We start from the raw sequence: 18,551 nt of genomic DNA, 5'->3' as shown, positions 1-18,551 counted from the left end.
CCGTGGCCGCCGGACAGCCCGGCGGCGCGGGAAAGGCGGGCAGCCCGCCGGTAGGGGGAAGGTCCGGCGGGCTGCCCGTTGGTGGTGCGGCAGTGGTCAGTGGACGGAGTGCTCGTCGAGGGGGAACGTTCCGCCGACGACGTCCTCCGCGAAGGACTTGGCCGCGTCGCCCATGACCTCGCGGAGCGCCGCGTACTTCTTGACGAACTTCGGCACGCGGCCCGGGGTCAGGCCGAGCATGTCGGTCCAGACGAGGACCTGCGCGTCGGTGTCCGGGCCCGCGCCGATGCCGATCGTCGGGATGTGCAGCACCCGCGTCACCTCGGCGGCCAGCTCCGCCGGGACCAGCTCCAGTACGACGGCGAACGCGCCCGCGTCCTGGACCGCCTTCGCGTCGCGCAGGAGTTGCTGGGCCGCCTCCTCGCCGCGTCCCTGGACCCGGTAGCCCATGGCGTTGACGGACTGCGGGGTGAGGCCGATGTGGGCCATCACCGGGATGCCGGACTCGACCAGCAGCCGGATCTGTTCGTGCGACCGCTCGCCGCCCTCCAGCTTGACCGCGCCCACCCCGGCCTCCTTGACCATCCGGGTCGCCGAGCGCAGCGCCTGCACCGGACCCTCCTGGTAGGAGCCGAAGGGGAGGTCGCCGACGATGAGTGCGCGGCTGGTGCCGCGGACGACGGCGGCGGAGAGCATGGTCATCTGGTCGAGCGTGACCGGCACGGTCGTGTCGTAGCCGAGGTGGCAGTTGCCCGCCGAGTCGCCCACGAGGAGGACCGGGATGCCGGACTCGTCGAAGACCGAGGCGGTCATCGCGTCGTAGGCGGTGAGCATGGGCCACTTCTCGCCCCGCTCCTTGGCGAGGGCGATGTCGCGGACCGTGATGCGGCGGGTGCCCTTTCCTCCGTACAGCGTCTTGCCGTCGGAGGGCTTCGTCTGGGCAGCCGAGAGCTGCGTCATGGCAACGGCTCCTTCAGTTCATCTCGAGGCGCCCTTTCGGCGTCCCCGGATCGTCTCCATGGTGGCACTTCGTGCCGGAGGTGGCCAGGGGACCCCCGGACACCGCTCCGGGAAGGCCCGCGCAATGCCTCGGCAAAGGAATTCAGATACGAGACGGTGCCGTATTGGAATGGGCCTACGATCGGGCACATGACAACCTCCCCTGCCCCCCGGATACCGGAAGCCGTGCACCGGCGCCGCTGGGCGATCCTCGGCGTGCTGATGCTGAGCCTGCTCATCGTGGTGCTCGACAACTCGATCCTGAACGTCGCCATCAAGACCATCGCCACCCCGGCGCCCACCGGTCTCGGCGCCACGCAGAGCGAGATCGAGTGGGCGATCAACTCGTACACCCTGGTCTTCGCCGGCCTGCTCTTCACCGCCGGGCTCATCGGTGACCGGCTCGGTCGCAAGAAGGTGCTGCTCGGCGGGCTGGTGGTGTTCGGCATCGGCTCGGCGCTGGCCGCCGAGTCCGGCTCCCCGGGCCAGCTGATCACCTACCGCGCCGTGATGGCCCTCGGTGCCGCCTTCGTCATGCCCGCGACCCTGGCCGTGCTGATGAACGTCTTCGAGCGCTCCGAGCAGCCCAAGGCCATCGGCATCTGGGCGGGCGGGGTCGGCCTCGCCATCGCCATCGGCCCGATCACCGGCGGCGCGCTGCTGGACCACTTCTGGTGGGGCTCGGTCTTCCTGATCAACGTGCCCATCGTGCTGGTCGCCCTCGCCCTGATGGTCTGGCTGGTCCCCGACTCCCGCGACCCGAAGCCCGGCCGCCTGGACCCCGTCGGCGTGGTGCTCTCCGTGCTCGGCCTGGTGCTGCTGGTCTACGGCATCATCAAGGGCGGCGAGCTGGCCGACTTCACCGACGCCAAGGTGCTGGCCACGATCATCGCCGGTGTCGTCGTGCTGATCGGCTTCGTGGTCTACGAGAAGCGCAGCGACCACCCCTCGCTGGACGTGACCTACTTCCGCAACAAGGTCTTCTCGGCCGCCATGGCCGCCATCGCGCTGGTCTTCTTCGCGCTGATGGGCGTCACGTTCTTCGGCGTCTTCTACACCCAGAGCGTGCGCGGCTACTCCCCGCTGGAGTCCGGCCTGCTGATGCTGCCGCTGGCCGCCGCCCAGATGATCTTCGCGCCGCGCGCCCGGCTGCTGGTCGACCGGTTCGGCAACAGGGCCACCACCACCGCGGGCATGCTGCTCATCGCCGCCACCCTGGCCGCCTTCGCGGGCTTCGAGGCCGATACGCCCATCTGGCTGCTGGAGGTCGTCTTCTTCCTCATGGGCACCGGCATGGCGCACATCATGACCCCGACCTCGGTCGTCATCATGCAGGCCCTGCCCCGCGAGAAGGCCGGCTCCGCCTCCGCGCTCAGCAACACCTTCCGCCAGGTCGGCGGCGCCCTCGGCATCGCCGTACTCGGCTCGGTGCTCGCCACCTCCTACCGGGGCGGCATCGAGGGCAGCCTCGGCGCGCTGCCGCCCGGCCTGCGCGACACCGCGGGCGAGTCCATCGAGGCCACCCTCGGCATCGCGGAGAAGCTCGGCCCGCGCGGCCAGGCCCTGGTCACGCCCGCCTACGACGCCTTCCTGCACGCCATGCACGTCACCGCGCTGTGGGGTACGGGCGTGGCGCTGGTCGGCGCCGTCGTCGTCGCCGTGTTCCTGCCGGGCAGGTCCCCGGCCGCCGAGGCCGGCGAGCGCGAGCCGGAACTGATCGGCACCGGGGACTGACTGCCGGTACCCGGCGGGGGGAGGCTGCCGCTGCGGGAGAATCCTCCGCAGCACACCGAGAGGACGACGTAGACGTGAGCCTTGCCGCAGACCGGCCCGCGCAGCCCGCCCCCGCCCGGGGCAGGCCCCGCAGCGAGGCCGTGGAACACGCCATCATCGAGGGCGTGATGAAGCTCCTGGAGGACGGCGTACCGCTGGCCGACCTCTCCATCGAGCGGGTCGCCCGCACCGCCGGGGTCGGCAAGGCCACGATCTACCGCCGGTGGAGCGGCAAGGAGGAACTCTTCGTCGACGTCCTGCGCACCGCCGAGCCCCCCGACCCGGAGCTCCCCGGCACCTCCATGCGCGACGACCTCGTCGTCCTGCTGGAGACCCTGCGCCGCCGGGGGCTGGCCAGCCGGTCCTCGGCGATCATGCACAACGTCTACGTCCAGGCGAAGTGCAGCCCCCGCATCTGGGCCGCCTACGAGGCGAGCGTCATAGCGCCCCGCCGGGCCCTCGCCCTGGACGTGCTGCGCCGGGGCCAGCGCGACGGCGAACTCCGTACCGACGTCGACGTGGAACTGGCCAACGACATGTTCGTCGGCGCCATGCTGGTGCGCACCGTCCTGCGCCCCGACGCCGACCTCCCCGAGGGGCTCGCGGAGGAGATCGTCGACACGCTGCTGGCCGGCCTACGGCCCGTCAGGCCCCCGGAGCAGTAGCCCGGATGTGCGTGTTTCGTCACAGAAACCCTCTACGCGGGGGCTTCTCGGAACTGATGGCACCGCCTCGCACGTCCTCGTCTTCCGAACGGCCGTCATGGGACGGCGGAACGGAGCCCGGTATCCCCTAGGGTCGTACACACACACGGGGGGATGACGGAGTGCACGGCAGGCAGTGAGGCACGGTATGGCGCAGCAGGCGTACATGACGGAGACGGACAACGGCGGCTCGGGGCCCGAGCGACCAGTGTCCCGGCTTCGGCGCCTGGCGCACCGCCTGTTCGGCGGCTGGCGCGGCGATCCCGGGATCTGGCGCCGGGGGCTGGTCACCGCCGCCCTCGCGCTGCTGCTGGCGCTGGTGATGGTGGTGCACTCGCGCATCCCGAACCGGCTCGGCAACCTCGGCAGCCTGATCGAGACCTTCCTGCCCTGGCTGGGCCTGGCGATCGTGGTGCTGCTGGTGCTCGGCCTCGTCCGCCGCTCCGCCACCGCGCTGATCGCGGTGCTGCTCCCGGCGGTCGTCTGGCTGAACCTGTTCGGCGGGCTGCTGCTCTCCGACAAGTCGGGCACCGGCGGCGAGCTGGTCGTGGCCACCCACAACGTGAACGCCGACAACCCGGACCCGGCCGCCACCGCCCGCGACGTCTCCGCCTCCGGTGCCGACATGGTCGCCCTGGAGGAGCTGCCCGCCTCCGCCGTGCCGGTGTACTCCACCGCGCTCAAGGCCACGTACCCCTACCACGCGGTGGTCGGCACGGTCGGGCTGTGGAGCAAGTACCCGATGAGCCAGGTCGAGCCGGTCGACATCAAGCTCGGCTGGAAGCGGGCGATGCGCGCCACGGTCTCCACGCCGGGCGGCCTGGTCGCGGTGTACGTCGCCCACCTGCCCTCGGTGCGGGTGAAGCTGGAGGCCGGGTTCACCGCCCGGCAGCGCGACAAGAGCGCCGACGCGCTCGGCGAGGCCATCGCGGACGAGACCCTCACCCGCGTGGTGCTGCTCGGCGATCTGAACGGCACGATGAACGACCGCTCGCTCAACGCCGTGACCTCCCAGCTCCGCTCCACGCAGGGTGCGGCGGGCAGCGGCTTCGGCTTCAGCTGGCCGGCCGCGTTCCCGATGGCCCGGATCGACCAGATCATGGTCAAGGGCGTCGAGCCGGAGAGTTCGTGGACCCTGCCGCGCACCAACAGCGACCATCTCCCGGTGGCGGCTCGTGTGAAGCTCGACATGCCGTCGTAACCCGCAGGAATACTGGCCTTGAAAGACTTTGTTCCGTACGGGAACATAGAAGATTCCCCCTGAGCCCTGTACGGCACTTTCGTTCTGAGAGGTCCCCTCATGCCCCTGGCCCTGCTCGCCCTTGCCGTGGGCGCCTTCGGCATCGGTACCACCGAGTTCGTGATGATGGGCCTGCTGCCCGACGTCGCGGACGACCTGCACATATCCATCCCGACCGCCGGGCACCTGGTCTCGGCGTACGCGCTGGGCGTGGTCATCGGCGCTCCGCTGCTGGCCGCGGTCACCGCCCGGATGTCCCGCCGCACGGTGCTGATCGGCCTGATGGCCGTGTTCGTCGCGGGCAACGCGCTCTCCGCGTTCGCCCCCGGTTACGAGTCCCTGCTCGCCGCCCGCTTCCTGAGCGGCCTGCCGCACGGCGCCTTCTTCGGCGTCGGCGCGGTCGTCGCCACCGGCATGGTCGCGCCGGAGCGCAAGGCACGCTCGGTCTCCCTGATGTTCCTCGGGCTGACCGTCGCCAACGTCGCGGGCGTGCCCGTGGCCACCCTCATGGGCCAGCACATGGGCTGGCGGGCCACCTTCCTCGGGGTCAGCGCCATCGGCCTGGCCGCGATAGCCGCGCTCGCCCTGCTCATACCGCGCGACCACACCCACGCCACCTCGGCGGGGCTGCGCCACGAGCTGGCCGCGCTGAAGTCCCTCCCGGTCTGGCTGGCGCTCGGTACGACGGTCGCGGGCTTCGGCGCGCTGTTCGCCGCGTACAGCTACGTCACCCCGATGCTGACCGACTCCGCCGGGTTCGCCCCGGCCAGCGTGACGCTGCTGCTCGCGCTGTTCGGCGTCGGCGCCACCGCGGGCAACCTGCTCGGCGGACGCCTCGCCGACCACGCGATGCGGGGCACGCTGTTCGGCGGCCTGGCCGCGCTGGGCGTCGTCCTCGCGCTCTTCCCGCTGCTGATGCGCGCCGAGTGGAGCGCGGCTCTCGGGGTGGCCCTGCTCGGCATGGCCGCCTTCGTCACCGGCTCGCCCCTCCAGCTGATGGTCATGGAGAAGGCCGCCGCGGCCCCCTCCCTCGCCTCCTCCGCCAACCAGGCCGCCTTCAACCTGGCGAACGCCGGCGGCGCCTGGATCGGCGGGCTGGCCCTCGCGGCGGGCTTCGGCGCGACGTCGCCGGCGGTGGCGGGCGCCCTGCTCGCCGTCCTCGGCCTGGGTGTCGCGGGCGTCGCGTACGGGGTGGACCGGCGCCGGGCGTCCGCGCCCGCGGGCCGGCTTGTGGCGGCGCACGTTCCGGAGGCGCAGGAGACGGTGCACCGCTGAGTTCCGCCACTGAAGGCTTGAGGCCCCGTCCATCCCTGCCTCAGGGGATGGACGGGGCCTCTTGTGTGCCGGGTCAGACCGGCCACGCGTCCTCGGGGTCGTCCAGCCACGCGAGCTGACCGCCGTCCGCGCGGACGGCGAGACCGAACCGCTCGATGCCCGGCCGTCCGGCCTCCCTCCACCAGTCGATGGCCTGCGAGACCTCGTCCCAGAGCCGCCGTGGCCCGGCCTGCCACACGTCAGCATCGTGGCCGTCGTGCAGCATGACGCAGGCCCATGAGCGGTCCGTGAGCCCGTAGAACCAGACCGGCCGCGACCCGTCCCGCTTCGGCGCCACGGCCTGGTGACAGCGGGGCACCCTCAGCCCGAGGACGAAGGCGGTCGCGTCGAAACGACCTGCGCCGAGCAGATCGGCCTCGGTCACCTCCGTCTTGGTGTGCTCGGCCGAGTCCACGCCGTTCGGGACGTACGCCTCGTGGCCGGGGAAGGGGAGCCGCTGAGCGCGCAGCTTCATGAACTCCGCCGGGCCGACGAACTCCCCGCTCGCCTCGCCATCGGCGACTTCGAGCCGGACGATCGCGTCCGCGTTGCTGTAGTGCGTCCCCCAGGGTGCGACGATCAGACCGCCCTCGCGGGTCTGCTCGATCCACGCCGGCGGCAGCTTCCGGACCCCTGCGGTGACGATGACGCGGTCGAACGGCGCCCCGGCCGGATCGCCGAGCGCGCCGTCCCGCGTGAGCACCGTCCCGAGCAAGCCCGCCGCCGCCAGCCGGTCGCGGGCGGCGTCCGCGACCTGCGGGTCGATCTCGATGCTCGTGACATTCCCCGCGCCGAGCCGGGCCGCGAGGAGGCCCGCGTTCCATCCGGTGCCGGTGCCGATCTCCAGCACGCGGTCGTGGGGACGTACGTCCAGCGCGGCCAGCATCCGGAAGACGACCGTGGGCATCGAGGCGGAAGAGGTCGGCACTCCACCAGGGCCGCCGCCCTCCCCGTCGTCCCACTGGGTGACGAGGGGAACGTCCGCACAGGCGAGTCTCGCCCAGGTCTCCGGCTCGGTCCGCCGGTCCACCCGCGTGCTCTCACCGCTGGCCATGTCATGCGCCCAGAAGACCTCGGGCAGGAAGCCCGAGCGGGGCACCGCGGAGAGAGCGGACGACCAGTCCGGGGTCACGGCCCCAAACGCCCCGACGGAACGGCCCGGCGCGGCCCGCTCCCCCGACACGTCGGCGGGCGCCATCAGCCCGCGAACCTAGGGCCACCGTCGGGCGACGGCGGGGTCGGCGGCACGGGCCAGGGCTGCCCAGGCAGCTTGTCGCCGCCTTCGTCGCCGCCGACGGCCAACAGGTACGTCATGGGAGATCTCCTTCGTCTCGACATCGTGGGTCCGTCCCGGCGGACACCGGAAGGGGTGAGGCCGTTCTGCCGAACTCGGCACAACGGAGTTCAGAGGCGCGCCAGTCATAACGCGCGGAGCGTGACCTCCCCGCGTCGCCACATCGCAGGGCAGACGTCACTGGCGTGCAGGAAGCTGTAATAGGGCGCGTTCGACACGGGTCCGCTCCAGCGGTACGGCATGACCAGCGGCTCGGCGAGGGGTACGGCCTGCCGACAGCGCAGGCATGTCACCTCGTCCGTACCCACGGCGTGATCGTGGGCTTCGGTGTACGCCTCCGCAATGGGCAGGCTGTCCGCGCACCGCCGGACGGCACAGGCGGAGCAGGACTCGACGTGGACGGCCCAGTCCAGGTAGGCGGCGACCTTGGCACTGCGCTTCGTCCAGCACGTCTCGCAGGCGCGGCAGCCCAGTCCGGGGGCCGGGTCCAGCGGCTCCAAGTCATGCGCGCCCTGGCACCAGATGCACGCGTCACCGGCCCGTTGGGCGCCGGTCATGTCCGACAGGCTGGGCGCTTCGACCATCAGCACGGTCTGCCCGAGCCATTCCGGGACCGGGGCGAAGGCGGACTCAGCACTCATCGAGCCGCTCCCGGCATCCGGTGCACCGGGCACTGGCAGGGCGGCATCGAGCCGCTCATCAGCTCCGTCGGCCGTCGGTCCATGTCGTGCGGGACGGAGACCGTGGCGCGGGGTGCAGTGACCACGCCTTCCCGCGTGACCGTGTAGACCTTGATCGTCAACTTGGGGTGGGGTGTAAGTGCGCGGGCCGGTACGGCACCGTTCTCCATGTTTGCGCTCCCTCGCAGAGTCACGTAGCGCGGGAGCGGGCTTACGCTGCCGTAGCGTGCGTACTGTCCGGAGTTGGCGTTTCTCATCTGCCGCGTCTCGCGCTTGCAACAGATGGTGGAGGCCGGAGCAGCCCACAAGTACCCCACCGAGGGGTAGCGGGGAGACCGTCAAGAAGCGGCGCACCACTCGGCGAAGCTGGTGAGCGATTCGGCATCCGCGCGCTTCAGCCGGCGGAGCACCGCAGCGTCCTGGCGTACCCACGGGTGTTCACGAGTGTGCTGCGGGGCGATGTCCCGGGCGGTCCGCAGAGAGGCGAAGGCGTGGTCGGCCAGACCGGACCACAATTGCGCGCGGCCCAGTTCGATGTGGAACCCACTCCGCCGTTCGGCGGGAAGGCCTGGCGGCGGTCTCCACTCACGGGCGACGTCCAAGGCGCGGGTCAGGTGGTCACCGCCGAGGCTCACCGCCACGGACACTTCGTGGGCACGTACCGAGTCCGGACCGAAGGCGGTACCGCAGTAGATCCCCTCGGGCAGCCGGCCAGCCAGTGAACGCGCCTCCGCCAGATGCAGTTGGGCTGCCGAGGCGTCGGCCGCGCGCCCCGCGATGACGGCGGCCCGCATGTGCAGGGCGCCACGCACCGCTGCCTGCCTGGTGCTGCCCGGCGGCGGCGCCGTGTCGATCGCGTTCTCAAGGGCACGCAGGCCGGACGCGTGCGCACGGGCGGCGAAGTAGGTCTCCGTACGCACATACGCGAGGGTGGCGGTCATGAGCGGGTCCTCCGCCTCGACCGTGGCCCAGCGCATCAGGTCGATCAGGCGGGCACTCAGATCGTGAGCGCCGAACTTGTAGGCCATGGCATCGGCGGAGCGGTAGGCCCGCACGAGCAGCCGCGCCAGATCGGTACGGTCGGCCCCGGACGCCCGGTGGTACGCGCGGGCAAGCTCGGCGAGGAGGTCGGGCAGGCATCGCGCGATGCGCGTGTACTGCGCGGCCACACGCCAGCGGGCCGCCTCGCTCACCGCGACGCGCAGAGCACTCAGCGGGCGCGCCGGGCCGTCCTCCGGCAGGTCGTACGTGGCGATGGCGGCCGACAAGGCGGGCAGCGCGGCGCGCACGGACGTGCGGGTCGGCTTGGGGTCGAACCGCAGCACGGCCACGTCCACTCCCATGGCGTCGGCAAGCGCTTCCAGCATGCCCGCGCCGGGATTGCGCTCCCCTCGCTCCAGCTTGCGCACCGTACCCAGGGAAGCGCCGGCCGCATCGGCAAGCTGTTGCTGGGTCATCCGGGCCACCCGGCGTTGATAGGCGATCCGTTCACCCACACCGGCACGGGCAAGTGCGTCCACATTTACTCCAGTTCGACTGATCCGAACCGAACGGTACTGGCGTGGAGGTACCCGAGCAGGCGAACGGCCACACTCGACGGCGGGGAGGTCTCGTCGTCTCAGTGGCCAACCACCTCGAGCAGGTCCATCAAGCTGTCGATCCGCCAGTCGGCCGCCGCAGCCGCGTCCTGGTCGGCCCACAAGTGGCCCCACGGGCCCCGGCGCAGGTGGGCGGTTCGGAGGCCGGCCGTGGCTGCCGGGCCGATGTCGTTCGCCGGGTGGTCGCCGACGTAGAGGGTTCGTTCGGCGGGGGCCTGGGCGACTTCGAGGACCCGGTGGAAGAACTCGGGCAGGGGCTTCGCCACCCCCCACTCGCCGGATGTGGCGACGACGTCAGCCGGGAGGTCCAGGTCGCGGAGCAGTTCGCCGACGCGAGCGGTCTGGTTCCCGGCGATGACGACGCGTACCCCGGCTTGCCGAAGCGCTGTCAGCGCCGGGCGGACATCGTCGTAGAGGTCCGTCTCATCGAGGTGCTCGCCGAGGCCGGCCGCCTCGCGCGCGGCGTACTCGGCCGCCAGGTCGATGCCGGGACGGAGGAGCCGCAGGGCATCCGCGTTGTCCCGCCCCTGGGCGACCACGGCTCCGACGAGCGCGGACAGGGTATGGCGCGGCACGCCGAGCCAGTCGGCCCAGGACGCCCAGTACCGGTCGTCACGGACGAGCGTCTCGCCGACATCGAACACCACGGTCTCCATCACGTGGGCACCCTAGGGGACGGTGCTCGGTCTGACGTACCCCATGGTTCGGGCAAGCGAGCAGTGGCGCTCGGCTAAGGGTGCGGCTTCTCGCCCCTCGCCAGCATCGCCACAAACTTCTCGATCCGGCGCGCCCGGGTCTCGGGCCTCTTGGCGTCCTGGAGCCGGTACAGGATCGCGTAGCGGTTCTGGCGGTCCAGTCGCTCGAAGGACTCCGCCGCGGCCGGGTCGGCGGTCAGGGCCGCCGCCAGGTCGTCCGGCACCGTCGCGGTCCTCGCGCCGTCGTAGGCCGCCTCCCAGCGGCCGTCCGCCTTGGCGCGGTCGATCTCGGCCTGTCCCGGCGGCCGCATCCGGCCCTGCGCGATCAGGGCGGCCACCTTCTCCCGGTTGACCTTGGACCACTTGCTGCGCGGTGTGCGCGGGGTGAACCGCTGGAGCCACCACTCCTCGTCCGCCTTGGCCTTCTGGCCGTCGATCCAGCCGTAGCAGAGCGCCACGTCGAGCGCCCGGGCGTAGTCCAGCGCGACGATGCCGGGGCCCTTCTTGCGCAGCTTGAGCCAGATGCCGGGCGAGACGGCGTGGTGCTCGGCGAGCCATGCCTCGAACGCCTCGGCGGATTCGAACACGACGGTCTCCAGGTCCTGAGTCACCCCGGCAGCGAACCACACCCGTCCGAGCGTCGTGACGTGTTCGGGTGCGGCCGGCGCCCGGCAGGTCGGTCGAGGGCACCGCCGCGGGCCGCGGAGGGACCGGTGTGCAGGGGCGCGCTCCGCCTGCCCCTGGCGGCCCCTCACCACTGGAGGTGCCTGCCATCATCGCTGTCATGGACATACACATCGCACCAGCCGGGGTGGCCGACTTCCACCAGGTCCTGACGGATCACGCCCGTTACTGGGGCGAACGCGATCTCCGGTCGCTGCACCTCCTGGCGCTGGTGCAGCAGTTCGGTTCGACCTGCCTGGTCGCCCGCGCCGAGGACGGAATCCGTGCGTACCTCTTCGGGTTCGTCACGCCGGACGGCACCGGTTACGTGCATCTGGTCGCCACCCGGGACGACGCCCGCGGCACCGGTCTCGGGCGTCGTCTCTACACGGCGTTCGCCGAAGCGGCGCAACGCCAGGGTGCGCAGCGGTTGAAGGCGATCACCTCGATCGGGAACAGCGGCTCGATCGCCTTCCATCGCAGCCTCGGCTTCACCGCGAAGGTCGTCGACGACTACGACGGCCCCGGCCTGGCCATGGCCGTCTTCCACCGGGATCTGCCGCTCGGCGTCTCGCGATCCTGACCGAGGACGGCCGTCAACGGGTGGGCGCGACGTACTGGTCCGACGACAGCGCGAACACCCGCACCCGCCGATCGCAGGTGGGATGGACGGTCTCCCGGACCGGCCGCATCCCCAGTTTGGCCATGATCCGCTCAGAGGCGTCGTTGCCCACCTGAGCGATGCTGACGAGCCGTTCCAGCCCTCGCTCCTCGAACCCGAACCGCACTGCGGCCGTAGCGGCCTCGGTGGCGAGGCCCTGCCCCCAGTGGGCACGTCCCAGCCGCCAGCCGACCTCGACCGCCGGCAGGACCTCCGGCAGGAAGCGGGGCACCGAAAGGCCGGTGAACCCGGCCAGCTCGCCGGTGGACCGGATCTCCACGGCGAACAGACCGAAGCCCTCCGACTCCCACTCGCTCTCCCAGGCCCGGATCCCGCGGCGGGTCTGCTCCTCGTCACGGGTGCCGCCGTCACGGATCCACCGCATGACCACGGGGTCGGCATGGACGGCGGCCATGGGAGCGACGTCTTCCTCGCGCCAGCGACGCAGGATCAAGCGGGGAGTCCTGAGGGTGACCATCCAGTCATCCTGGATCACGAAGGCGCTCCCTGACACCCTCCCCGCCCCTCGGGACGGGATGTCGGCGGCGCTGTCGGCCGTCTGTCGGCGGATTGTCGGTGCCCCCTGGCACAGTCCTCTCCATGACGCGAATCGATGAGAACCCCGGCGGCGGCCGTTCCGCCGTGTCCGTGCGGGGGATGGTCAAGCACTACGGCGAGACCAAGGCGCTGGACGGGGTGGATCTGGAGGTCCGGGAGGGGACCGTGATGGGGGTGCTGGGGCCGAACGGCGCCGGCAAGACCACCCTCGTACGGATTCTGTCGACCCTGATCACCCCGGACGCCGGCGAGGCGATCGTGGCGGGGTACGACGTGGTGCGGCAGCCCCGGCAGCTGCGCCGGGTGATCGGGCTGACCGGGCAGTACGCCTCGGTGGACGAGAAGCTGCCCGGCTGGGAGAACCTGTACATGATCGGCCGGCTGCTGGACCTGTCGCGCAAGGACGCCCGCGCCCGCGCCGACGAGCTGCTGGAGCGCTTCTCCCTGACCGAGGCGGCCAAGCGCCCGGCCTCCACCTACTCCGGCGGCATGCGGCGGCGCCTGGACCTGGCCGCCTCCATGATCGGCCGCCCGCAGGTGCTGTTCCTGGACGAGCCGACCACCGGCCTCGACCCCCGGACCCGCAACGAGGTCTGGGACGAGGTGAAGGCGATGGTCGGTGAGGGCGTGACCGTGCTGCTCACCACCCAGTACATGGAGGAGGCCGAGCAGCTCGCCTCCGAGCTGACCGTGGTGGACCGGGGCAAGGTCATCGCCGGCGGCCGGATCGAGGAGCTGAAGGCGAAGGTCGGCGGCCGCACCCTGCGCGTACGCCCCGTCGACCCGCTCCAGCTGGAGCCGCTCGCCGCCACGCTGGACGAGCTGGGCATCACCGGCCTGGCCACCACCACCGTGGACCACCAGACCGGCACCCTGCTGGTGCCGATCCTCAGCGACGAGCAGCTCACCGCGGTCGTCGGCGCGGTCACCGCGCGCGGCATCACCATCTCCTCCATCGTCACCGAACTTCCCAGCCTGGACGAGGTGTTCCTCTCGCTCACCGGCCACCGCGCCAGTGCCCCGCAGGACGCCACGCCCGCCGATTCCCGCGAAGAGGTCGCCGTATGAGCGCCACCACCACCGTCCCGCCCGTCCCGGTGGCGGATTCCCACATCACCCTGCGCGGCCACCTGCGGCACACCGGCGCCCTCGTCCGCCGCAACCTGCTGTGGATCAAGCAGGACCCGGAGTCGATGTTCGACGCGCTGCTGATGCCCGTCGTCTTCACCCTGCTGTTCGTGTTCGTCTTCGGCGGCTCCATCGGCCAGGCCCTCGGGGGCGGCCAGGACCAGTACGTGCAGTACGTCATCCCCGGCATGCTGGCGATGATGAGCATGACGATGTCGCAGGGCGTCGGCACCGGCTTCAGCCAGGACTTCAACAGCGGGGTCATGGACCGGTTCCGCTCGCTGCCGATCGGCCGTGGCTCGGTGCTGTTCGCCAAGCTGGCGGTGGAGCTGGGCCGGATGCTGTTCGCCACGGCCGTGCTGATGGTCGTCGCCGTGCTGGTCGGCTTCGACATCACCAGCTGGCCGGGCCTGTTCGCCACCATCGGCCTGGCCACGCTGTTCGCGTCCTCGATCATGTGGGTCTTCCTCACCCTGGGTGTGGTGATGAAGAGCGCGCAGTCCGTGCAGGCGATGGGCTTCCTGGTGCTGTTCCCGCTCCAGTTCGGCTCGTCCATCTTCGCGCCGACCAAGTCGATGCCCGGCTGGCTCCAGGCGTTCACCGACTACAACCCGCTGTCCACGCTCGCCGACGCGGCGCGCGGTCTGATGGTCGGCGGCCCGGTCGCCCACGACCTGTGGGTCACGGTCGCCTGGTCGGTGGCGATCACCGCGGTGATGGCACCGGTCGCCATCCACAAGTTCCGCACCAAGACCTGACGTTCGGCACCTTCACACCAGGGCGGTGGCCTCCACGAGGGAGAGGCCACCGCCTTCGGCGTACGCGGCGCGGAACGCCGTCTCGTCGAGCACTTCACGGACGCGGGCCGCCGCGCGGTCGTACGCCCGCTGCTCCACCTGCGGCCGCAGATGCCCCTCCGGCATCAGGGCCGACGAGGCGCCCAGGCAGCGGGCGGCGTCCAGGGCGCGGACCCCGTCGGGGACGAGCGCCAGGGCGAGCGCCGCGACGGTGAGGCAGACGGTCGGCATCTGCGGGACGACCACCTCGCACAGCGAGTCGCCGGCCAGCTCCAGCGCCCGGCGCACACCCTCCAGCGCGCGGTCGAAGTGCCCTTCCTGGGCGTCCAGCCAGGCTTCCTGGGCCAGGATCATGGTGTCGAAGACGATGAACCGGGAGAGCACGAACTCCTCGCGCAACAGCGTGAGCTGGGCACGCGCCTCGGCGGTGCGCCCGGTGACCAGGAGCCAGGAGGCCAGGTGCAGCCGGGCGACCGGCATGGCCTCGCTGTGTCTGCCGTCCAGCTCGTGCACGACCTCCTGCAGCATCCGTTCGCCCCGCTCCTCCTCCCCCGCCTCCATCAGCACGTTGCCGAGCCGGGCGCCGAGGACGGCCAGCTGGGCGCGGGCCCCGAGGTGTTCGGCGTGTGCCATGGCGCCCTCGTAGTCGGCGGCGGCCTCGCGGTACAGGCCCTTGCGCTCATGGGCCTCGCCGCGCGCGGACAGCGCCTCGGCCAGTCCCCAGTCGTCGCCGAGGCGCCGGTAGATCTCCAGCGCCTCGTCCGCGTCGCGGGTGGCGTCGCCCGCCCACGTGGCCCGGTTGGCCAGCAGGTTGGCGCGGGTCTGGAGGGCGCCGGCCAGCTCCCACTCGTAGCCGGGGGTCTCCCGGCAGGTGCGTACGGTGGCGTCGGTGATCTCGGGAAGGCGGCCCACGCCGTTGACGAGCATCTCGGCGAACCACCAGAGCATGCCGGGCGAGCGGCAGGTCTGCGGCAGACCGGGGCGGTAGACCTGGGTGACGACGGTCAGCTTGTCCTGTGCCGCCGGGCTCTGCCACGCCTCCATGTCGGTGTCCATGCAGGCCAGATGGGCGAGGTGCAGTCCGCGCCGGGCCTCGGCGAGGTCCTCGCCGGTGAGCGGGGGCGGGGTCTCGGTGCTGCGCGTCCACACCGGCTCGGCGGGCGCGGCCGGTCGTGCGAAGGGGTCGGGGCCGAGCGCCATGACCTCCTCGCACCAGGCCCGTACCTCCAGGCGCTGGTCGCGCATCTGCCAGTACCAGAGCAGGGACAGCACCATGCACAGCCCCTCCTGCTCGTCGCGCAGGGCGACGGCGTGCCGGAGGGCGGTGCGCAGGTTCTCGTACTCCACCTGGATGCGGTCGATCGCCTCGCGCTGGCCGGGGCCGCGCAGCAACGGGTCGGTGGTGCGGGCGAGTTCGCGGTAGTAGGTGAGGTGGGCGCGCTCGGCGGCGGCGCGCTCGCCGCTCTCGTCGAGCCGTTCGGCGGCGTACTCGGCGACGGTCTCCAGCAGCCGGTAGCGCATCCCGGAGCCGGCCGAAGGGGCGGCCACCACCAGGGACTTGTCGACCAGGGAGCCGAGCGTGTCCAGCGCGACCGGCCCGCAGACGGCCTCGGCGGCGACCAGGTCGCAGCCGCCCGCGAACACCGACAGCTTGCCCAGGACCTCGCGTTCGCCGGCGTCGAGCAGGTCCCAGGACCAGTCGACCACCGCGCGCAGGGTCTGCTGGCGGGGCAGGACGGTGCGGCTGCCGGAGGTGAGCAGCCGGAACCGGTTGTCCAGCCGGTCCGCTATCTGGCGAGGCGTCAGCATGCGCAGCCGGGCGGCCGCCAGCTCGATGGCGAGCGGCAGGCCGTCCAGGCGGTGGCAGATCTCGGCGCACGCCTCGGGGTCGTCGGCCACCGTGAAGCCGGGGCGGGCGGCCGCGCCGCGGTGGCCGAGCAGCCGCAGCGCGACCGGCTCGGGCAGCGGCTCGACCGGCCGCAGCAACTCCCCCGGTACACCGAGGGGTTCGCGGCTGGTGGCGAGGACGGTGAGGTGCGGGCAGTCGGCCAGCAGGCGCTCGGCGAGCCGGGCGGCGGCGTCCACGACGTGCTCGCAGTTGTCCAGGATGATCAGCATCCGGCGCCGCCCGCAGTGCTCCACCAGCCGCGCGACGGGGTCGCCCCAGCGGTCGGAGGCGGCGCGCACGCTGTCGACGCCCGCGCCGTGCAGCACGGTCTCGCGGGCGCCGATGGCGGTGAGCACGGCCTGCGGTACGGCGTCGGGGTCGTCCACGGGCGCGAGTTCGGCGAGCCAGGCCCCGTCGGGCACGGTGTCCCGGACCGCCTCGGCGGCCTCGATGGAGAGCCGGGTCTTGCCCGCGCCACCGGGCCCGAGCAGCGTGACCAGCCGGGAGCCGGAGAGGTCGGCGCCGATGGCGTCGATGTCGGACTCCCGGCCGACGAACGAGGTCAGCCGGGCGGGCAGGTTGCCCGGCGCGGGCCGGGACGCGGCAGGGGCGGCAGGCGTGGGCGCCACCGGTTCGGGCCCGGTGTCGGCCAGCAGCTCGGCGTGCAGCGCGCGCAGCTCGGCGCCGGGGTCGGAGCCCAGCCGGTCGGCGAGGAGCCGCCGTACGTCCTCGTAGGCGGCCAGCGCCCGCGCGGTGCGGCCGGTGTCGCGCAGGGCGCGCAGCCGCAGGGCCTGCAGGGGCTCGTCCAGGGGATGTTCGTCGCACAGCGCGGCCAGCTCGGGCAGGGAGGACTCGGCGTGCCCGAGGGCGAGCGCGGCGGTGTGCCGGGCGCGCAGGGCGTCCAGCCGGCGGGTCTCCCAGCGGGCGGCGTCGGCGGTGCGGTCGGGCAGGTCGGCGAGGACGGGACCGCGCCACAGGGCGAGGGCGTCGTCGAGGAGGACGGCGGCCTTGGCGGGGTCGGCGTCGTCGAGGGCGCGGCGGCCGTCGCCGGTGAGCCGGTCGAAGCGGGCGAGGTCCACGTCGTCCGGGGCGGCGGTGAGCCGGTACCCGCCGTCGACGGAGGCGATCGCGTCCGCCCCGAGGGCCCGGCGCAGCCGCCCGACGAGTGCCTGGAGGGCGCCCGGCGCGTCGGCGGGCGGGGCGGCCCCCCACACCTCGTCGACCAGCACCCCGGCCGGTACGGTCCGCCCCGCGCGCAGCGCGAGCACCGTCAGCAGGGCGCGCAGCCGCGCCCCGCCGACGGGGACGGAGGTGCCGTCCGGACGGAGAGCCTGGGTGGTGCCGAGAAGCCGATAGCGCACGGGGTCCATTGTCCCTGGGGACGCGCCCGCGGCGCCTCCGGGTTTCACCGACGCGCGTACCGCCGTGGCGGGCGGCCCGGAACCCGGCGGCGGGGCCGGGACGTTCCCCCCACATCCCCGGTACGGTCGACCCTCAGCACTTATCCGTAGGCAGGAGCCCCATGACCACCGCCCTCTCGCGTGCCGGCGACCGCCGGATCAGTCCCGTGTTCGCCGGAATCGTGGCCATCGCGGCGGTGACGGGCTGGGCGACCTGGACGGGGTTCGCGGCACAGCCGGGGCTCGCGGTGTTCCTGTTCGTGACGGCCGCGTGGATCGTCTCGCTGTGCCTGCACGAGTACGCGCACGCCCGTACCGCCCTGCACAGCGGGGACATCTCGATCGGCGCCAAGGGCTATCTGACGCTGAACCCGCTGAAGTACACGCACGCCCTGCTGAGCGTCGTGCTGCCGGTGCTGTTCGTGATCATGGGCGGGATCGGTCTGCCGGGCGGCGCGGTCTTCATCGAGCGGGGCCGGATCAGGGGCCGCTGGCGGCACAGCCTGATCTCGGCGGCCGGTCCGCTGACCAACGTGCTGTTCGCGGCGGTGTGCACGGCGCCGTTCTGGCTGCACGCGCTGGACGGCGTCCCGCGCGACTTCCGGTACGCGCTGGCGTTCCTCGCGCTGCTCCAGGTCACGGCGGCGGTCCTGAACTTCCTGCCGGTGCCGGGCCTGGACGGCTACGGCGTGGTCGAGCCCTGGCTGTCGAACGGGATCAAGCGGCAGGTGGAACCGCTCGCGCCGTTCGGCCTGCTGATCGTGTTCGCGCTGCTGTGGGTGCCCTCGGTCAACCGGGCGTTCTTCGACGTGATCTACACCCTGCTGAGCGCGCTGGGCGTGGACGGCGCCTTCTCGGACTGCGGCTACTACCTGTACCGCTTCTGGACCGAGACCCCGCAGGGGTGCTCGCTCATCCCGTAGCGGAGCCGGTACCGCTGCCCGACCTGGCCCGGTCGCGCCGGACCGCCAGGAACGTCATGTTGGACGTCAGGCCCGCCAGCAGCACCCAGACGATCCCCAGCCAGCTCCCCTGGACGAAGGACACGACGGCCGCGGCCACGGCGAGCACGCAGACGGCGAGGGTGACGAGGGCGATGCGGGGCATGGGGTCGGCTCCTGTCGGGGGACACTGCTACGCCGACCAGTGTCCCCCATCG

General features: G+C 72.3%; 18 protein-coding genes. 8 read left to right on the top strand and 10 right to left on the bottom strand.

Features of this window, described 5'->3' with window-relative positions; all coding sequences use genetic code 11:
- Positions 1–96: 96 nt before the first annotated feature.
- Positions 97–960, bottom strand: a complete 864-nt coding sequence (panB, locus tag EV284_RS14790; protein WP_130334082.1) for a 3-methyl-2-oxobutanoate hydroxymethyltransferase — start codon at positions 958–960, stop codon at positions 97–99.
- A 189-nt stretch (positions 961–1,149) separates the two neighbouring features.
- On the opposite strand from panB, the gene EV284_RS14785 reads away from it, so the two are divergent.
- From EV284_RS14785 to EV284_RS14770, 4 genes are all read left to right on the top strand, one after another.
- Entirely contained in the window at positions 1,150–2,733 is a 1,584-nt protein-coding gene (locus tag EV284_RS14785; RefSeq protein WP_207229031.1) for an MFS transporter, read from the top strand.
- A gap of 74 nt (positions 2,734–2,807) precedes the next feature.
- Positions 2,808–3,437 (top strand): TetR/AcrR family transcriptional regulator, encoded by a 630-nt coding sequence (locus tag EV284_RS14780; RefSeq protein ID WP_207229030.1) that lies wholly within the window; start codon positions 2,808–2,810, stop codon positions 3,435–3,437.
- A 187-nt stretch (positions 3,438–3,624) separates the two neighbouring features.
- Entirely contained in the window at positions 3,625–4,677 is a 1,053-nt protein-coding gene (locus EV284_RS14775; protein ID WP_130334080.1) for an endonuclease/exonuclease/phosphatase family protein, read from the top strand.
- A 99-nt stretch (positions 4,678–4,776) separates the two neighbouring features.
- The gene (locus EV284_RS14770; protein WP_130334078.1) at positions 4,777–5,991 is read left to right on the top strand and encodes an MFS transporter; all 1,215 of its coding nucleotides are present in this window, start codon (positions 4,777–4,779) and stop codon (positions 5,989–5,991) included.
- Between the two features lie 73 nt (positions 5,992–6,064).
- Here EV284_RS14770 and EV284_RS14765 read toward each other — a convergent pair whose 3' ends face one another.
- The 6 genes from EV284_RS14765 to EV284_RS14740 all read right to left on the bottom strand — a co-directional run bounded on the left by EV284_RS14765 (position 6,065) and on the right by EV284_RS14740 (position 10,908).
- On the bottom strand, positions 6,065–7,228 hold the full coding sequence (locus tag EV284_RS14765) for a methyltransferase domain-containing protein (RefSeq protein WP_130334076.1): 1,164 nt from the start codon (positions 7,226–7,228) through the stop codon (positions 6,065–6,067).
- Between the two features lie 221 nt (positions 7,229–7,449).
- A complete protein-coding gene (locus tag EV284_RS14760; protein WP_130334074.1) occupies positions 7,450–7,965 on the bottom strand; it encodes a hypothetical protein in 516 nt (171 codons plus the stop codon).
- On the bottom strand, positions 7,962–8,174 hold the full coding sequence (locus tag EV284_RS14755) for a hypothetical protein (protein WP_130334072.1): 213 nt from the start codon (positions 8,172–8,174) through the stop codon (positions 7,962–7,964). Before EV284_RS14755 ends, EV284_RS14760 begins: the two co-directional genes overlap by 4 nt.
- Positions 8,175–8,342: 168 nt before the next feature.
- A complete protein-coding gene (locus EV284_RS14750) occupies positions 8,343–9,524 on the bottom strand; it encodes a helix-turn-helix transcriptional regulator (protein ID WP_278045825.1) in 1,182 nt (393 codons plus the stop codon).
- A 98-nt stretch (positions 9,525–9,622) separates the two neighbouring features.
- On the bottom strand, positions 9,623–10,261 hold the full coding sequence (locus EV284_RS14745; protein ID WP_130334070.1) for an HAD family hydrolase: 639 nt from the start codon (positions 10,259–10,261) through the stop codon (positions 9,623–9,625).
- A gap of 71 nt (positions 10,262–10,332) precedes the next feature.
- Positions 10,333–10,908 carry a YdeI/OmpD-associated family protein gene (locus EV284_RS14740; protein ID WP_242625684.1) on the bottom strand — a complete coding sequence of 192 codons (576 nt, stop codon included), beginning with the start codon at positions 10,906–10,908 and terminating at the stop codon, positions 10,333–10,335.
- Between the two features lie 173 nt (positions 10,909–11,081).
- Here EV284_RS14740 and EV284_RS14735 point away from each other — a divergent pair, with 173 nt between their 5' ends.
- Complete coding sequence (locus EV284_RS14735; RefSeq protein WP_130334066.1) at positions 11,082–11,543, top strand: GNAT family N-acetyltransferase; 462 nt, start codon at positions 11,082–11,084, stop codon at positions 11,541–11,543.
- A 13-nt stretch (positions 11,544–11,556) separates the two neighbouring features.
- Here EV284_RS14735 and EV284_RS14730 read toward each other — a convergent pair whose 3' ends face one another.
- Positions 11,557–12,099 carry a GNAT family N-acetyltransferase gene (locus EV284_RS14730; protein WP_130334735.1) on the bottom strand — a complete coding sequence of 181 codons (543 nt, stop codon included), beginning with the start codon at positions 12,097–12,099 and terminating at the stop codon, positions 11,557–11,559.
- A 122-nt stretch (positions 12,100–12,221) separates the two neighbouring features.
- On the opposite strand from EV284_RS14730, the gene EV284_RS14725 reads away from it, so the two are divergent.
- Both EV284_RS14725 and EV284_RS14720 read left to right on the top strand, forming a co-directional pair.
- A complete protein-coding gene (locus EV284_RS14725) occupies positions 12,222–13,247 on the top strand; it encodes an ATP-binding cassette domain-containing protein (RefSeq protein WP_165425527.1) in 1,026 nt (341 codons plus the stop codon).
- Positions 13,244–14,065, top strand: coding sequence for an ABC transporter permease (locus tag EV284_RS14720; RefSeq protein WP_130334062.1), 822 nt, complete (start codon positions 13,244–13,246; stop codon positions 14,063–14,065). The genes EV284_RS14725 and EV284_RS14720 overlap by 4 nt, the downstream gene beginning before the upstream one ends.
- Before the next feature lie 12 nt (positions 14,066–14,077).
- On the opposite strand, the gene EV284_RS14715 is transcribed toward EV284_RS14720, so the two are convergent.
- A complete protein-coding gene (locus tag EV284_RS14715; protein WP_130334060.1) occupies positions 14,078–17,362 on the bottom strand; it encodes a BTAD domain-containing putative transcriptional regulator in 3,285 nt (1,094 codons plus the stop codon).
- 152 nt (positions 17,363–17,514) lie between these two features.
- Between EV284_RS14715 and EV284_RS14710 the strand changes: the two genes are divergently transcribed.
- Positions 17,515–18,315 carry a site-2 protease family protein gene (locus EV284_RS14710; RefSeq protein WP_130334058.1) on the top strand — a complete coding sequence of 267 codons (801 nt, stop codon included), beginning with the start codon at positions 17,515–17,517 and terminating at the stop codon, positions 18,313–18,315.
- Here EV284_RS14710 and EV284_RS14705 read toward each other — a convergent pair.
- Positions 18,305–18,499, bottom strand: coding sequence for a hypothetical protein (locus tag EV284_RS14705; RefSeq protein WP_130334056.1), 195 nt, complete (start codon positions 18,497–18,499; stop codon positions 18,305–18,307). The two genes, EV284_RS14710 and EV284_RS14705, sit on opposite strands and share 11 nt — an antisense overlap.
- Positions 18,500–18,551: the final 52 nt, after the last annotated feature.

The organism is Streptomyces sp. BK022 (assembly GCF_004217355.1).
In the GTDB taxonomy this organism is placed as follows: domain Bacteria; phylum Actinomycetota; class Actinomycetes; order Streptomycetales; family Streptomycetaceae; genus Streptomyces; species Streptomyces griseoluteus.
Note: the sequence above shows the minus strand (reverse complement) of the source record. Positions and strands in the feature narration are given on the sequence as shown.

Bases quoted from the DNA above. Each gene is read 5' to 3' on its own strand.
- EV284_RS14705 (WP_130334056.1), bottom strand. From the start codon at position 18,499: ATGCCCCGCATCGCCCTCGTCACCCTCGCCGTCTGCGTGCTCGCCGTG.
- EV284_RS14710 (WP_130334058.1), top strand. From the start codon at position 17,515: ATGACCACCGCCCTCTCGCGTGCCGGCGACCGCCGGATCAGTCCCGTG.
- panB (WP_130334082.1), bottom strand. From the start codon at position 960: ATGACGCAGCTCTCGGCTGCCCAGACGAAGCCCTCCGACGGCAAGACG.
- EV284_RS14715 (WP_130334060.1), bottom strand. From the start codon at position 17,362: ATGGACCCCGTGCGCTATCGGCTTCTCGGCACCACCCAGGCTCTCCGT.
- EV284_RS14765 (WP_130334076.1), bottom strand. From the start codon at position 7,228: ATGGCGCCCGCCGACGTGTCGGGGGAGCGGGCCGCGCCGGGCCGTTCC.
- EV284_RS14735 (WP_130334066.1), top strand. From the start codon at position 11,082: ATGGACATACACATCGCACCAGCCGGGGTGGCCGACTTCCACCAGGTC.
- EV284_RS14760 (WP_130334074.1), bottom strand. From the start codon at position 7,965: ATGAGTGCTGAGTCCGCCTTCGCCCCGGTCCCGGAATGGCTCGGGCAG.
- EV284_RS14755 (WP_130334072.1), bottom strand. From the start codon at position 8,174: ATGGAGAACGGTGCCGTACCGGCCCGCGCACTTACACCCCACCCCAAG.
- EV284_RS14785 (WP_207229031.1), top strand. From the start codon at position 1,150: ATGACAACCTCCCCTGCCCCCCGGATACCGGAAGCCGTGCACCGGCGC.
- EV284_RS14725 (WP_165425527.1), top strand. From the start codon at position 12,222: ATGACGCGAATCGATGAGAACCCCGGCGGCGGCCGTTCCGCCGTGTCC.
- EV284_RS14730 (WP_130334735.1), bottom strand. From the start codon at position 12,099: ATGGTCACCCTCAGGACTCCCCGCTTGATCCTGCGTCGCTGGCGCGAG.
- EV284_RS14775 (WP_130334080.1), top strand. From the start codon at position 3,625: ATGGCGCAGCAGGCGTACATGACGGAGACGGACAACGGCGGCTCGGGG.
- EV284_RS14720 (WP_130334062.1), top strand. From the start codon at position 13,244: ATGAGCGCCACCACCACCGTCCCGCCCGTCCCGGTGGCGGATTCCCAC.
- EV284_RS14770 (WP_130334078.1), top strand. From the start codon at position 4,777: ATGCCCCTGGCCCTGCTCGCCCTTGCCGTGGGCGCCTTCGGCATCGGT.